This is a genomic window from Undibacterium sp. GW821-FHT07F11 (assembly GCF_059418665.1).
Genome location: NZ_JBWKQH010000010.1, coordinates 129,484 through 144,382, shown reverse-complemented (window position 1 = coordinate 144,382; position 14,899 = coordinate 129,484). Strand labels below are relative to the sequence as shown.

Genomic DNA, 14,899 nt, shown 5'->3' with positions numbered 1-14,899 from the left:
ATCCCCGTGAATGATGTTACCGTTTGGCGAAACTCTCTTTGTGTCGAAAGTGGCGGAAGTCATTAACCTCTTCATCAAGTTGGGCGAATTGTAGGGGCGGTTTTATATCAAGTCAACACTATCAAACAGGAAAGTAATTACTTTTATGTCTTATGATTTGTGCTGCAATGCAGCAAAATTCAATAAAATCAAGCACTTGGCAGAAATTGCTAGTGCGACTAGTGCAGAGATACGAAAAAGCGAAAAATGATGAAATATTCTGACTTGAGAGATTTTATTTCCCAATTGCAAGAAAAAGGCGAACTTAAACAGGTGGACTTGCCTGTTTCACCACATTTGGAAATGACCGAGATTTGTGACCGCACTTTGCGTACCGAAGGTCCGGCTCTTTTATTCACCAAACCTGTTGGTCATACCATACCAGTACTGGGTAATTTATTTGGAACGACACGTCGCGTAGCACTTGGTATGGGGGCAGAAAACCTGAGCGAATTGCGCCAGATAGGCCATGTTTTATCGGCATTGAAAGAACCGGAACCTCCCAAGGGTTTTAAAGAAATCATGGGCATGGGTTCTTTGGTCAAAGCCGTCTGGGATATGTCACCAAAAGAACTGCGCGGCGCCAAATGCCAGGAAATAGTCTGGGAAGGCAATGACGTTGATCTCGCCCGTTTACCCATACAGCATTGCTGGCCTGGCGACGTTGCGCCATTGATCACCTGGGGTCTGGTGATTACCAAAGGCCCCAATAAAAAGCGTCAGAATCTGGGTATATATAGACAGCAGGTTTTGAGCCACAATAAAGTCATCATGCGCTGGCTGGCACATCGCGGTGGTGCGCTGGATTTCCGTGAACATGGCATCGTCAATAAAGGCAAACCTTATCCCATCGCCGTTGCCCTGGGTGCAGATCCGGCGACTATATTAGGCGCAGTGACGCCGGTGCCAGACAGTTTGTCTGAATACCAGTTCGCCGGTCTCTTGCGTGGCAGCCGTACCGAATTGGTAAAAGCAATCGGCAGTGAATTGCGCGTGCCAGCATCAGCCGAAATTGTGCTGGAGGGGCATATTTATCCTGATGAAAATCACCCTAGCGGCTATGAGCATGCGCTGGAGGGACCGTATGGTGACCACACCGGTTATTACAATGAGAAAGACTGGTTCCCGGTCTTTACCATAGACCGCATCACCATGCGTCGTGATCCTATTTATCACTCTACGTATACAGGTAAACCGCCAGATGAACCTGCGGTACTGGGGGTGGCGCTGAATGAAGTCTTCATCCCTCTGTTGCAAAAACAGTTCAGTGAAATCACGGACTTTTATTTGCCGCCAGAAGGTTGCAGTTATCGTATGGCAGTGGTGCAAATGAAGAAGGCTTATGCGGGTCATGCCAAGCGCGTCATGTTCGGGGTCTGGAGTTTTTTACGCCAGTTCATGTATACCAAGTTCATCATCGTCGTGGATGAAGATGTCAATATCCGTGACTGGAAAGAAGTCATCTGGGCGATCACTACCCGCGTTGATCCCTTGCGCGATACCACGCTGGTGGATAATACGCCGATTGATTACCTGGATTTTGCTTCGCCCATCAGCGGCCTCGGCAGCAAGATGGGTATAGATGCCACCAATAAATGGCCAGGTGAGACCAGCCGTGAGTGGGGTACGACCATAGAGATGACGCCGGAAGTCAAAACCAAGGTAGACCAGATCTGGCAAGAACTGGGCTTGTGATTGGTTTGTAAACACTGTGTTTTAGCGATTAAATTTTTGCGTGTATATATATGACTGAATTAAATGCTTCAGGGGCTTTAGAGACTTCAGGTATTTCCATGGTTTGGGATTATCCGCAACCGTTCACGCGAGCAGTGAAGCCGCAAGAAAGTAATATCGATGGTTTGAATCACACTAACAACGCAGTCTATGTACGCTGGTGTGAAGAAGTCGCATGGGGTCATTCTGAAGCGCTGGGCTTGAATCTCGCAGACTACCATCGCCTGGACCGCGCCATGGCCATCAGGCGTGGTGAATATGATTATGTCTTGCCAACCTTGCTTGGCGAATCGCTGACGCTGGCGACATGGCTGTTTGCCAGCGATGGCAAACTCACCATGGACCGGCGATTTCAATTGATACGCGATAGCGATAGTGCCACCGTACTCAGGGGGCGCTGGAATCTGGTCTGCATAGAGCTTAGCAGTGGCCGGGCACGCCGCATGCCTGCAGAGTTTTGCGATATCTATTTACCGGCGGTGGTTCCATCTCTGTAAGCGGCAATTCAGGGGAGGTGGCATTAAGCCAGGCATTTGTTGGACTCAGACTACGCTTTACAGGGCAGCATCTACATGCTGGCAAGTAAGGTGCATTATTCAAGTACAATCAATTACCTCTATTTCTTGCTTTCCCCACATGAAACGCCCGCGTTTTTTACCCGACAACATGACTTTGCTGCTGTTAGGCGTGGTCACTCTGGCCAGCCTGTTTCCTGCACGCGGGGTGGTCGCATCAGGCTTTGATCATTTGTCTGTCGGCATGATTGCCTTGCTGTTTTTTATGCATGGGGCCAAGTTGTCGCGTCAGGCCGTGCTGGCTGGTCTTACTCATTGGCGTCTGCATTTGCTGGTGATGGCATTTACTTTTGCCATCTTCCCTCTTATGGGCGTGACATTAAAGCCCTTACTCTTGTCTCTGGTTACACCAGAACTTTATGTAGGCATACTCTTTCTATGTGTACTGCCCTCGACCGTGCAATCGTCAATTGCATTTACATCCGTAGCCCGTGGCAATGTGCCTGCTGCCATTTGCAGTGCCTCATTGAGTAATATGCTGGGAATTTTCCTGACCCCATTACTGGTCGGCATGGTTGTCGTCGCACATGGTGAGAGTCATTCGTCACTGGATGCGATGTTGAAAATTGTTTATCAATTATTATTACCCTTTATCGCAGGACAGTTGGCGCGGCCCTGGTTGCAAGCCTGGTTGGAAAAATATGCCAGCACACTGACCATGGTGGATCAAAGCTCAATTTTGCTGGTGGTCTACGTCGCTTTCAGCGAAGCAGTAGTGCAGGGATTGTGGCAGCAGTTACCACCTTTGATGCTGGCAAGTTTGTTGGGTATCAGCGCCGTGATGCTAACGATCATCATGAGTCTGACAACCATCATCAGCCGCCGTCTTGGATTCAGCAAGGAAGATGAAATCACGATCGTGTTTTGTGGCTCAAAGAAAAGCCTTGCCAGTGGTGTGCCCATGGCCAAAGTTTTATTTGCCAGCCATGCGGTTGGTATGGTCTTATTACCACTAATGCTGTTTCATCAGCTACAGTTGATGGTATGTGCCTTCATGGCGCAACATTACGCTAAAAGATAAGGAGTCAGACATGCCACGTTTTGCTGCCAACCTCAGCATGATGTATACCGAATTAGCTTTTACTGAGCGCTTTGCCGCTGCTGCCAGAGATGGCTTCAGGGCGGTCGAATATTTGTTCCCTTACGATTATGCCGCGACTGAATTGAAAGGCTTGCTCAATGCAAATGAACTGGAGCAAGTCTTGTTCAATACCTCGCCAGGCAACTGGGCGTTGGGCGAACGTGGTATCGCATCTCTGCCTGGCCGGGAAGAAGAGTTCAAGCAAGCCTTTGATACTGCACTTGATTATGCGCGCATCCTGGGTAACCGTCATTTGCACGTCATGGCTGGATTGATACAGCCTGAGCAAGACAGGGAAAGACACCGTGCCGTCTATTTACGCAATCTGGCCTATGCTGCCTTGCTGGCCTCGCGGGAAGGTATCACCATCGTCATTGAACCCATCAATACACGGGACATTCCGGGTTATTTTTTGAACCGGCAAGATGAGGCGCAAGAGATTTGCCAGGAAATTGGTGTAGAGAATTTGCGTGTGCAATTTGACATCTATCATTGTCAGATCGTGGAAGGCGATGTTGCCACCAAGCTGCGCCGCGATATGTCACGCAAGCATGCCGGCATAGGTCATATACAGATAGCCGGTGTGCCGGACCGGCATGAACCTGATGTAGGGGAAGTGAATTACCCCTACCTGTTTGATTTGATTGATGAGCTTGGCTATCCAGGCTGGATAGGCTGTGAGTACCGTCCTAAAGCAGGAACCAGTGCCGGCTTGGGCTGGTTGGCTCCTTGGTTACGCGGATAAATATATCGAATTGATATGCTTATTTAATATGCTGAATTGCCGCGAAAATCAGCTTTGCCACAGTCATTTGAAGATGCATTGACAGTGGCATGAAAACGGCGGAAAGTGATCAAAGCAAGCAGCTTTTGTGGTTCTCTTACTCCTTGAAGTGCATTGGAGGCGATCATGAGTATCCGTATCAAAATCTGGCTGTCAGTCATGCTGGGGCTGATGCTGGCCAGTTCCGTTCATGCAGAAACTACGCTGGTATTAAATACCCCCTTTTTTGCACCAATTACTTCCCCTGGGCGCGATGGCGTACTTGACCTGTTCTACGCTGAGTTATTCAAGCGCGTAGGGTTCAAGGTCGATATCCAGCCTATGTCGGCTGAGCGCAGTCTGCTCAATGTTAACAATGGTATTGATGATGGTGATGTCTCGCGCGTCCTGGGTATAGATAAGACTTACCCGAATCTTGTGCGCGTGCCAGAATCCGTCATGTTTTATCAAATGGTGGTGTTTACCCGCAAACCCAGTTTTACTGTGACAGGCGCTGATAGTCTCAAGCCTTTTGACGTAGGCATACTCACAGGCTGGAAAGTTCTTGAACGGAATATCGTTGATACCCGGTCCTTGCTCAAACTGGAAACGGGTACGCAATTGTTTTCCATGCTGGATAAAGGACGGATAGATGTTGCGGTGATAGAAAAACTGGAAGGTTTGCATTTCATCAAGAGCCTGGGACTCAAGGACATCAAGATCATGGAGCCGGCTTTTGTTGAGGGTGACTGGTTTTTATACCTCCACAAGAAACATGAGGCACTGGTACCCAGGCTGGCTGAAGAAATCCGCAAGATGAAACAGGATGGTACTCATAAGCGGATTTTTGATTCAGTTTTAAAACGCTATCAGCCCATAGCCGGTGCTTGAATGCGCTCACTGATACGCAATCTGGGTGGAAGCGGCGCCAATAGTCTGGGGCGCAGGATAGCGATTGCCATCCTCATGTTCAGCTCTGTGGTGACGCTGGTGTCTACGGTATTTCAGCTGGCAATAGACTATAAGCGGGAAGTCAGCGATATAGAAGCGCAGATGACGCAGATACAATCCAGCTATGAAGAAAGTTTGTCATCCAGCCTGTGGGTGACCAGTGTACGTGACCTGGAGCTGCAACTGAACGGCATCCTGAGATTACCTGACATGCAATATGCCGAAGTGCGTACCGATCACGGGGCACTCGTTGCCAGGGCAGGGCAAGCCATCAGCACGCACGTCATACGCCATGAATTCCCGCTTAACTTCATCCACAGGCAAAATCAGGTTCATATAGGTAGCGTGCTGATCGTCGCCAATCTGGAAGGTGTTTATCAACGCTTGCGCGACAAGGTGGTGGTGATATTGATTACCCAGACCATCAAGACTTTCCTGGTGTCCTTGTTTATCCTCATGCTGTTTCAATACATGGTGGGGCGGCATTTAAAAAAAATCGCTTTGTTTTCAGATCGCCTGTTTGCAGGCAGCAAGGCAGGAAAATTGCAGCTTGAGCGTAAACCAGGCCCCAGAGTAGCAGGGGACGAGCTTGAACAAGTTGTTGGTGCGCTCAATGCCATGCAGCAGCGTCTTGATCAGTTCGTTGAAGATTTACAGGAAAGTGAATTTCGCTGGAAATTTGCATTGGAAGGTGCTGGCGATGGTGTCTGGGACTTTAATCTTGTCACCAATGAAGTCGTCTATTCGCGACGCTGGAAAGAAATGCTTGGATATCGCGAAGATGAATTGCCCGGCATTCTTGATACTTATACCAGGCTTGCACATCCAGAAGATGCTGCCCGTGCGTTTGCTCAACTGGATAATAATTTATCGGGTAAATCAGATTTTTTTAGTATAGAACAAAGAATGTTATGCAAGGATGGTAGCTGGAAATGGGTGATGTCGCGTGGCATGGTAGTGGAAAAGAATGCCGAAGGTAAAGCTACGCGCATGATAGGCACCCATACTGATATCAGTGAGCAATTGAAGGCTGCAGAAGATATGCGCACGCTGCTGGTCGAGAATGAACTGGCACGGGCTGAGCTACGCCTGATCAACGACAGTATGGAAAAACAGGTGCAGGAACGTACTGCGCAGCTGGAAACCGCCAATAAGGAACTGGAGGCATTTTCATATTCAGTATCGCATGACTTGCGCAGCCCCTTGCGTGGTATTGATGGCTGGAGTCTGGCCCTGCAAGAAGATTATGGCCCGCAACTGGATGCAACAGGCCAGGAGTATCTGGGAAGGGTGCGTGCTGAAAGCCAGCGCATGGGGCAGCTGATAGACGATATGTTGCAGTTCTCACGTTTAGGCCGTGCAGCCCTGACTATGCGCGAAGTTGATCTCAGTGATTTGGCGACGACCATCGCGGCACGCATACAGGACGCGCAACAGGGCGCAAATGAGCAGCGTCTATACAACTTCGTCATTGCTCCGGGCTTGCACGCCTGGGGTGATAAACGTTTGCTGGAAGTCGTTTTGACTAATTTACTCGAAAATGCGGCCAAATTTTCTAAAATGAAAGAACTGCCTCAGATTACATTTGGCAGTGTGCACATAACAGAACCATTGTCGCAGACAGAGGTGCGAGCCTTCTATGTCAAAGACAATGGCGCGGGTTTTGACATGCGCTATGCCCACAAACTTTTTGGTGTATTTCAAAGACTCCATAAAGCCAGTGAATTCAGCGGTACAGGCATAGGTCTGGCGACGGTGCAGCGTATTGTTTTTCGCCATGGTGGGCATATCTGGGCAGACTCAACATCAGGCGAAGGGGCGACATTTTATTTTACCTTGAAGGAGTTTCAATGAGTACAGGAACCATCTTGCTGGTAGAGGATAATCCCAGTGACATAGGCTTGACCGAACGCGCCTTCAAGAAAAGCCATATCACCAATAATCTCGTGATTGCCCAGGATGGGCAGGAAGGACTGGATTACCTGTTTTGCCAGGGGAATTATGCCAATAGAGAAGATGCAAATCCTCCCATGCTGGTGTTGCTGGATTTGAAGTTGCCTAAAGTAGATGGCCTGGAAGTATTAAGGCAGATACGCAATGACCCGCGTACCCACAGAGTGCCGGTGGTGATCCTGACTTCTTCGCGGGAAGAGCAGGATGTGGCGGCTGGTTATGATCTTGGTGTGAACAGTTACATACGCAAACCAGTGGATTTTCAACAGTTTGCCGAAGTCATCAAGCAATTGGGTTTGTATTGGCTGGTGATTAACGAAAATCCGCACCAATCATAATCAGGCAAATAAAGATGAAACAGGGCTGACATGGCAACACCACTGGCTTTGCTGATGGTTGAAGACTCTGATATGGATGCAGAGCTGGTCTTGCTGTGCCTGCGTCGTGCCGATTTTGATGTCAGTATGACACGGGTTGAAACTAGTGAAGAGATGCGCCAGGCCATGGCTGAGTGTGATTGGGATGTCATACTCTCAGACTACAACCTGCCGCATTTCAATACCAATGAAGCTCTGGCACTGTTAAAAGAATCTGGCCTGGACCTGCCTTTTATCGTTGTCTCTGCCGAGCTTGGTGACAATGCTGCAGTCGCCCTGATGAAGGCCGGTGCACATGACTATGTCATGAAAGATAGCCTGGCACGACTGCCGCCTGCCATCAAACGTGAAATGAGCGAAGCCGCGCAAAGACGAGCCCACAGGCAGGCCGTGGAAGCGTTGCGCGAGAGCGAAGAGCGCTGGAGTTTTGCCCTGGAAGGCGCTGGCTATGGGGTATCCGACTGGAATATCAAAACGGGTCATGTGCTGTACTCATCATGTTGGGCCAGTATGCATGGCTATGGCAGTAATGAAATCCCGGCTACCGTCGATGGCGGTATGGACCTGGTACACCCGGATGAGCTGCCGTTGGTCCGGGACGCGTTGCGTGCTTATTTTGCTGGTGCCATGCCGCGCTATCACAGTGAGCATAGAATTCTTGGTAAGGATGGTAGCTGGAAATGGGTCATAGACAGAGGCATGATCGTCAGCCATGACGAGCATGGAGTTGCCACTCGCATGATTTGTACCCACGTCGATATTTCCGAGCGCAAGCAGGCTGAAGAGGAATTGCGCATCCTGAACGAGCAACTGGAATTGCGTGTGGAAGAACGCACACACGAATTGCGTCGCGCCATGACGCAGATCATTGAATCAGAAAAACTTGCTTCGCTGGGCGTACTGGTGGCGGGTGTCTCGCACGAACTCAATACACCTATAGGAAATATGTTGCTGGCCGCTTCATCTCTGGCAGACAAACTCAAGGACGTGGCCAAACTGATCGAGAGTGGCAAGGTGACGCGCTCAGGTCTGGTGCAAGCCCTGGATGAATGTGCTGATGTCGGTCAATTGATTGTACGCAGTGGCGGGCGTGCCAGTGAATTGATAGACAGTTTCAAGCGTGTGTCAGTAGACCAGACCAGCCAGCGCAGACGCTCATTTGATGTACGCATTGCGGTACAAGACAGCATCAATGCCCTTGGTGGCATGATCAATCGCGCAGTGGTGTCGGTTGATAACCGCATTCCTGAAGGGCTGATGATGGATAGTTTTCCAGGCCATCTGGAGCAGATCATCAATAATCTTATCGTTAATTCCCTTACCCATGGCTTTGAGGGAAGAACGGATAAGCATATCGTCATTGATGCGCGTAGCGGGGACGGGATGATTGAACTCGTTTATACGGACGACGGCTCAGGCATCGCGCCAGCCTTGCATCACAAGGTGTTTGAACCTTTTTATACAACCCGCCTGGGACAGGGGGGGTCAGGTCTGGGTCTGTATATCGTCCATAACCTCGTGCAGGGTATATTCAAGGGAACTGTAAAGCTTGAGAGTGAAGACGATCAAGGCGTGCGCCTGTATTTCAGTTTTCCTGCAATTACCCCAAAAACAAACTGAAGTGCTGCGGCCTGATCTATTCAAAATCAGGCCGATTTCTGACCGACTCCAAGCAAAGTTTTATTCGTCTGCTACCTGCAAAATCAGCTTGCCAAAATTTTTACCTTCAAATAGCATCATCAAGGTATCAGGGAAAGTTTCCAGGCCTTTGACAATATCTTCACGAGTCTGGAATTTACCTTCAGCCATCCATTTACCCATTTCTGCCACTGCCTCGCCATAGCGGGCAGCGTAATCAAACACGACTATGCCTTCCATGCGGGCACGGTTCACCAGCAGCGACAGGTAGTTGGCCGGGCCTTTGACAGGCGTAGTGTTGTTGTACTGTGAGATTGCACCGCAGATGATGATGCGCGCCTTCAGATTGATACGGGTCAGCACGGTATCGAGGATATCGCCACCGACATTATCAAAGTAAATATCAACACCATTCGGGCAGTGTTCTTTCAGGCCATCTTTGACTGAGCCGGTTTTATAATCTATGCACGCATCAAAGCCCAGTTCATTGACCACAAAATCGCATTTATCCTTGCCACCGGCGATGCCGACTACGCGGCAGCCTTTTTGTTTGGCGACCTGGCCCACAGTCTGGCCGACCGCACCGGCAGCGCCAGATACCACGACGGTTTCACCAGCTTTAGGCTGACCTACATCCAGCAGACCAAAATAGGCCGTCATGCCAGGCATGCCCAGAGCATTCATGAATTTTGGCAAAGGTGCCAGTTTGGGGCTGACCTTGTAAAAGCCAGCAGTTTTGTCATCGGCTGCACCTACCCAGTATTGCTGGACACCAGTGCCGCCCGAAACATAATCACCCACCGCAAATTTGGGGGATTTAGAGGCAATCACCTTGCCTATGCCGCCAGCGCGCATGACTTCATTGATGGCAACCGGACGGATATAGGATTTACCTTCGTTCATCCAGCCACGCATGGCAGGGTCCAGCGAGATGTAAATGGTTTGCACGACGATTTCACCATCTGTGATATCGCGTACTTCTTCTGTTGTGAAGTTCCAGTCGCTATGCTTGGGGTTGCCGACAGGGCGGGCGGCGAGGCGGTATTGCTGATTGCTGAGTGTGCTCATGTTGTCTCCAGAATGTTGTACTTAGGTTGCTGCTGTCTGAACCAATTGGGGGCTGCCAGAAGAACGACTATACACTAATTAGAACGATCGTGCTTTTTGTTGTGATTATTTAATTGAAGATGGATTCTATGAATTATGCGACTGATCATGCGACAATAGACGGTTAATCTTTAAGCTTTGCAATCAATTTAACGAATTTAATTTGTTTCTGGCCATGGAAAGCAGCAATCCTGGCCTATACACTGACATCATGAGCATACGACCAGAATATATCCTGACTTTATCCTGTCCTGACCAGCGCGGCATTGTGCATAGCGTATCGGGCTTCCTGGCCAACCACGGCTGTAATATTATCGATTCTGCCCAGTTTGGCGATGCCCAATCTGCAACTTTCTTCATGCGTGTGCATTTTGCGGTAGAAGATTTCAGTGTGAGCGACGGTGCCTTGCGCGAAGAATTTGCGGCTTTGGGTGCGAATATGCAAATGAACTGGCAGTTGCATGATGCCCATCACAAGCCGCGCGTGATGCTGATGGTATCCAAGATAGGCCATTGCCTGAATGACTTGCTGTTCCGCTACAAGAGCGGTCTCTTGCCAGTAGAAATCAAGGCCATCGTCTCGAATCACACAGACTTTTATCAACTCGCTGCCAGCTACAATATTCCTTTCCATCATCTGCCACTGGCAGCGGGTGCACCGGCAGAAGCCAAACAGGCGCAGGAACAAAAAGTGCTGGATATTGTTGCTGCCAATGATATTGAACTGGTGGTGCTGGCGCGTTATATGCAGATATTGTCACCACAAATGTGTGATGCCTTGAAGGGCAAGGCCATCAATATTCATCATTCCTTCCTGCCCAGCTTCAAGGGAGCAAAGCCTTACTACCAGGCACATGAACGTGGCGTCAAACTGATCGGTGCTACTGCGCATTTTGTGACGGGTGATCTGGATGAAGGTCCTATCATTGAACAGGACGTGGAACGTGTTGATCACTCCATGGAGCCAGAAACCCTGACAGCCATAGGTCGCGATGTGGAATGCGTGGTATTGGCACGTGCAGTCAAATGCTTTGTTGAACATCGCATTTTGTTGAATGGTCACAAAACGGTGGTATTCAAGTAATGGCACTCAAATCCATCATTTATAAAGCCGACCTGAACATCTCGGACATGGACCGTGGCTATTATGCCGACCATAGCCTGACTATTGCCCGTCACCCATCCGAAACCGATGAGCGCATGATGATACGCGTGCTGGCTTTCGCCATCCATGCCGCTGAGCGTCTGGAATTTGGCAAAGGTATCTCGGATACGGAGGAACCTGATATCTGGCTCAAGGATTACACCGACGCCATACAGCTATGGATAGAGGTAGGCCAGCCAGATGACAGACGTTTGCTGAAGGCTTGTGGTCGTTCCGAGCAAGTCATCGTCTATAGTTTTGCCAGCGCCAGTGATATCTGGTGGAAGGCAATGAATAGCCGTCTCGACCGAGCCAAGAATTTGCGCGTCATGAATGTGCCCTCAGTGCAAAGTCAGGCACTGGAAAAACTCGCCCAGCGCAATATGCAATTGCAATGCACGATACAGGACGGCCAAATCTGGATGTCTGCCGGAGATGCCTCCGTACAAATCGATCTGGAAGTACTTAAAGAGTTTGCCTGAATGCGCTTGTCTGAATGCATAGGCGGCAGGGACAATAACCTGAGCTTGTTGCGCATAGTCGCTGCGCTGGCAGTATTGGTTGGACATAGCTTTGCTCTGTTGAGTCAACCAGAACCTTGGGGTGCACTGACAGGCATGACCCCGGGCTCAATTGCAGTTGATGTGTTTTTCATCGTCAGTGGCATGCTGGTGACAGCAAGCCTGCTCAACAAGCAAAGCATGGTTGACTATATATGCGCACGGGTATTACGCATTTTCCCTGCGCTGATATGCATGTTGTTGCTGACAGTATTTTTGTTGGGACCTTATTTCAGCAGCTTGCCGTTGACAGGATATTTGTCTGCTGTGGAGACGTGGAAATACCTGCTCAAATGTGCGAGGCTGTTACCCGATGTCGCCTATATATTGCCCGGCGTGTTTGTACATAATCCTTATCCGTATGCAGTCAATGGCTCACTGTGGAGCATGCCATACGAAATCAAGATGTATTTGTTATTGTTGGCGCTCTGGTGTTGCCTGGCCCTGCTGAAGAAATGGCGCATACAGATTCTGACATACCTGATACCGGCTGTTACTTTGCTGGCTGCCATGTTGATGTTCATGCGCTATTTTTACCTTTATCAAGATAGCGAATTCCTTCTTCATTTTTATCCTTTTTACGATAGTCAGTTTGCCCGTTTGCTGTTCATGTTTTTCTCTGGTGCCAGCCTGTTTGTGCTGAAAGAAAAACTGGTGTTGACCAGGCGTTTTTTCTATTCCTTGCTGTTACTGGTACTGGCAACTGCGTTCATCAGCAAACCTGTATTCTTTAGCGTCTATAACCTGACGATTGCTTATCTTGTGGCCTGCATTGCTTACTTGCCTGAAGGTGGGGTAAGGCGTTATAACCGCATGGGTGATTATTCGTATGGAGTGTACATTTATGCCTTCCCGGTACAGCAGGCAATTGCTGCTTTATTCCCGGGGATTGCCGTGTGGAGTATGGTGATGGTGTCGGGTTTTGCGACACTATTGCTGGCGGTATGTTCGTGGCACATAATAGAAAAACCGGCCTTGACCTGGAAATCAGTGGTAATTAAGTGCCTGCGCAACTATTTGCCGCTTAAAGCAGACAAAACAGCTTCACTGGTCTAGGTCGTACTGGAAACAGCCTCTGCCCAATATAGTGGCGGTGGAAGTATGTAGTTACTGAATTCCAGATGCAGTACCCTGCGTTGGCTAATCAGTTTTGCCTTGTCGGACGCGTGCAGTAACAAGGGTTTCATCAACAAGATATCGCCTGCCTGCATGATGCAGGTATGAGAACTGGTAGTTTGGCTGACGTCTTGTATCTGGGTATCGTCAAGTTTGCCCGATGTGTGGCTGCCAGCAATAACTTTGAGCGCAGCATTGTCAGCGCCAGCATCATCAAGGGCAATGCGGCAAGTCAGCATCGCTTCCAGCACTGCTGCTGGTGGCTCTACATAATGCACATTTTTCTTGTAAGTCCATTTGCCATAGCCAGCAAACTTGGTTTTCTGGTTGACGCAAATAGTCATATCCTGATGCCAGGGTACCAGCCAATTATGATCGGCATTCTTATTGAAAAAGATGCTGCGCACTGTTTGTGCTTCTGTCATATCTGCAGCATCTAGTAGCGCATGGAGTTTGTTCCAGTTCAAAGCCTGGCGTATGCCTGGGTAACTTTGCATTACCTGGCGCACACCGTATTGATCAGAGATGGGCTGGCAAGCCTGCCGCAATTGCTGTAATTCAGATTCATCAAGAAAGCCCGGCAAGATGACAAAACCCTGGCTTGCCAGGGTTTCTGCGATGCTTTGATTGATGTAATGCATTAAGACTGCAAGACTTTTTTCAACCACAGGCTGATGTCATCCACTTCTTCAGGGCAAACGGAATGCGGCATCATGTATTCATGCCATTCCACTTGATAGCCCAGATCTTTCAGCAGATCGCGCGATTGCTCTGCACGTTGTATCTGGATGACATTGTCACCACGGCCATGGGCCTGGAAGATGGGAGTATTTTGGTTTGCCGCATGGCGTTCTTCTGTAATCACATCACGCAAGGGTACATAGCCAGACAGGCATAGCAAGCCTGCCAGTTTTTCATGATAACGCAAACCAGTTTGCAAAGTCATGGCACAACCTTGCGAGAAACCAGCCAGGATGATGCGCTCAGACGGGATGCCGCGCGCATTCTCGCGGGCGATCAATTGCTCTATGCGTTTTTGTGACAGACGCAAACCAGCCTCATCTTCACGCTTGGCGATATCTGTACCAAGGATGTCGTACCAGGAACGCATGACATAGCCACCATTGATAGTCACCGGCATGGTGGGTGCATTCGGGAAGACAAAACGTATGCCAGGATTGCCGCGCAAATCCAGCTCCCTGACGATAGGGACAAAATCATTCGCATCCGCGCCTAGGCCGTGCATCCAGATAATGGCAACAGTTGGATTAGGTGTGCTTTCCAGTTCTACGGTTTCTAAAATATCTTGTGTCATGATGATTTTCGGGAAGATGAAAAATAAGCAGCCAGTTTGACCGACAGCAAAAGCAGGCCACAGGGTAGCCAGACGGTCAGTAGTTCAGATTGTATTACACGCCATCCGCGCGCTGTCAGAAAGCGGCTCACGCCTATAGGTGATACCTGGATGAATTGCCAGGGGAAGAAATAACGCTCTTCAGTCAATGGCCAAAAAAATTCCACTCCCAGGCCGCCTGTAGTCAGTGCATCGAGCAGGCCGTGTGAAAGTGTGGCAAAAGCGATAAACAGCCAGCAAACCAGAGCTGAACTACGCAAACGTGCATGAAAGACGCTGGTCAGGCTGGCAACCAGCATGGCAAACACGATGGAATGGCTGAAGCCGCGGTGACCAAAGGCAGATTCGTAGGCAATACCGAGTTTGAAGGCGATCACATCAAGATCAGGCAAGATCGCGGCTAGCATGCCCGTTACTACCAGAGGCCAGGGCAGGCGTTTTTGCCCCAGTATCAGGCCCAAAGTCAGTGGTACAACGGGATGCGTCAGTATGGTTGCCATCGCAATC

Annotated in this window: 16 protein-coding genes; 11 read left to right on the top strand and 5 right to left on the bottom strand. The window is 49.4% G+C overall.

The window, feature by feature from the left end; all coding sequences use genetic code 11:
- Window positions 1–249 precede the first annotated feature (249 nt).
- The 4 genes from ubiD to otnI all read left to right on the top strand — a co-directional run bounded on the left by ubiD (window position 250) and on the right by otnI (window position 4,174).
- Window positions 250–1,734: a 4-hydroxy-3-polyprenylbenzoate decarboxylase gene (ubiD, locus tag AC07OI_RS23660; protein WP_495259055.1), complete on the top strand. Its 1,485-nt coding sequence runs from the start codon at window positions 250–252 to the stop codon at window positions 1,732–1,734.
- A gap of 50 nt (window positions 1,735–1,784) precedes the next feature.
- A complete protein-coding gene (locus tag AC07OI_RS23655; protein WP_495258916.1) occupies window positions 1,785–2,270 on the top strand; it encodes an acyl-CoA thioesterase in 486 nt (161 codons plus the stop codon).
- A 139-nt stretch (window positions 2,271–2,409) separates the two neighbouring features.
- On the top strand, window positions 2,410–3,369 hold the full coding sequence (locus AC07OI_RS23650; protein ID WP_495258915.1) for a bile acid:sodium symporter family protein: 960 nt from the start codon (window positions 2,410–2,412) through the stop codon (window positions 3,367–3,369).
- Window positions 3,370–3,379: 10 nt separating this feature from the next.
- Window positions 3,380–4,174, top strand: a complete 795-nt coding sequence (otnI, locus tag AC07OI_RS23645; RefSeq protein ID WP_495258914.1) for a 2-oxo-tetronate isomerase — start codon at window positions 3,380–3,382, stop codon at window positions 4,172–4,174.
- A 23-nt stretch (window positions 4,175–4,197) separates the two neighbouring features.
- Here otnI and AC07OI_RS23640 read toward each other — a convergent pair whose 3' ends face one another.
- Window positions 4,198–4,341, bottom strand: a complete 144-nt coding sequence (locus AC07OI_RS23640; protein WP_492705886.1) for a hypothetical protein — start codon at window positions 4,339–4,341, stop codon at window positions 4,198–4,200.
- On the opposite strand from AC07OI_RS23640, the gene AC07OI_RS23635 reads away from it, so the two are divergent.
- Genes AC07OI_RS23635 through AC07OI_RS23620 form a run of 4 tightly spaced genes read left to right on the top strand, consistent with a single transcriptional unit; the run spans window position 4,340 to window position 9,093 of the window.
- A complete protein-coding gene (locus AC07OI_RS23635; protein WP_495258913.1) occupies window positions 4,340–5,083 on the top strand; it encodes a substrate-binding periplasmic protein in 744 nt (247 codons plus the stop codon). The genes AC07OI_RS23640 and AC07OI_RS23635 overlap by 2 nt on opposite strands.
- The gene (locus AC07OI_RS23630) at window positions 5,084–6,997 is read left to right on the top strand and encodes a PAS domain-containing protein (RefSeq protein WP_495258912.1); all 1,914 of its coding nucleotides are present in this window, start codon (window positions 5,084–5,086) and stop codon (window positions 6,995–6,997) included. It begins immediately after the preceding gene.
- Window positions 6,994–7,434 carry a response regulator gene (locus AC07OI_RS23625; protein ID WP_492705890.1) on the top strand — a complete coding sequence of 147 codons (441 nt, stop codon included), beginning with the start codon at window positions 6,994–6,996 and terminating at the stop codon, window positions 7,432–7,434. Before AC07OI_RS23630 ends, AC07OI_RS23625 begins: the two co-directional genes overlap by 4 nt.
- Before the next feature lie 30 nt (window positions 7,435–7,464).
- A complete protein-coding gene (locus AC07OI_RS23620; RefSeq protein WP_495258911.1) occupies window positions 7,465–9,093 on the top strand; it encodes a sensor histidine kinase in 1,629 nt (542 codons plus the stop codon).
- Window positions 9,094–9,153: 60 nt separating this feature from the next.
- Here AC07OI_RS23620 and AC07OI_RS23615 read toward each other — a convergent pair whose 3' ends face one another.
- The gene (locus AC07OI_RS23615) at window positions 9,154–10,179 is read right to left on the bottom strand and encodes an NADP-dependent oxidoreductase (protein WP_495258910.1); all 1,026 of its coding nucleotides are present in this window, start codon (window positions 10,177–10,179) and stop codon (window positions 9,154–9,156) included.
- Between the two features lie 214 nt (window positions 10,180–10,393).
- Between AC07OI_RS23615 and purU the strand changes: the two genes are divergently transcribed.
- From purU to AC07OI_RS23600, 3 genes are read left to right on the top strand one after another with little or no spacing between them, the layout of a single operon-like run.
- Entirely contained in the window at window positions 10,394–11,302 is a 909-nt protein-coding gene (gene purU, locus AC07OI_RS23610; RefSeq protein ID WP_495258909.1) for a formyltetrahydrofolate deformylase, read from the top strand.
- Entirely contained in the window at window positions 11,302–11,844 is a 543-nt protein-coding gene (locus AC07OI_RS23605; RefSeq protein ID WP_495258908.1) for a YaeQ family protein, read from the top strand. The genes purU and AC07OI_RS23605 overlap by 1 nt, the downstream gene beginning before the upstream one ends.
- Window positions 11,845–12,978 carry an acyltransferase family protein gene (locus AC07OI_RS23600; RefSeq protein ID WP_495258907.1) on the top strand — a complete coding sequence of 378 codons (1,134 nt, stop codon included), beginning with the start codon at window positions 11,845–11,847 and terminating at the stop codon, window positions 12,976–12,978. It begins immediately after the preceding gene.
- Here AC07OI_RS23600 and AC07OI_RS23595 read toward each other — a convergent pair.
- Genes AC07OI_RS23595 through AC07OI_RS23585 form a run of 3 tightly spaced genes read right to left on the bottom strand, consistent with a single transcriptional unit; the run spans window position 12,975 to window position 14,892 of the window.
- Complete coding sequence (locus tag AC07OI_RS23595) at window positions 12,975–13,679, bottom strand: phytanoyl-CoA dioxygenase family protein (protein ID WP_492705899.1); 705 nt, start codon at window positions 13,677–13,679, stop codon at window positions 12,975–12,977. The two genes, AC07OI_RS23600 and AC07OI_RS23595, sit on opposite strands and share 4 nt — an antisense overlap.
- Entirely contained in the window at window positions 13,679–14,353 is a 675-nt protein-coding gene (locus tag AC07OI_RS23590) for an alpha/beta hydrolase (RefSeq protein WP_492705900.1), read from the bottom strand. The genes AC07OI_RS23595 and AC07OI_RS23590 overlap by 1 nt, the downstream gene beginning before the upstream one ends.
- Window positions 14,350–14,892 carry a metal-dependent hydrolase gene (locus AC07OI_RS23585; protein ID WP_495258906.1) on the bottom strand — a complete coding sequence of 181 codons (543 nt, stop codon included), beginning with the start codon at window positions 14,890–14,892 and terminating at the stop codon, window positions 14,350–14,352. The genes AC07OI_RS23590 and AC07OI_RS23585 overlap by 4 nt, the downstream gene beginning before the upstream one ends.
- Window positions 14,893–14,899: the final 7 nt, after the last annotated feature.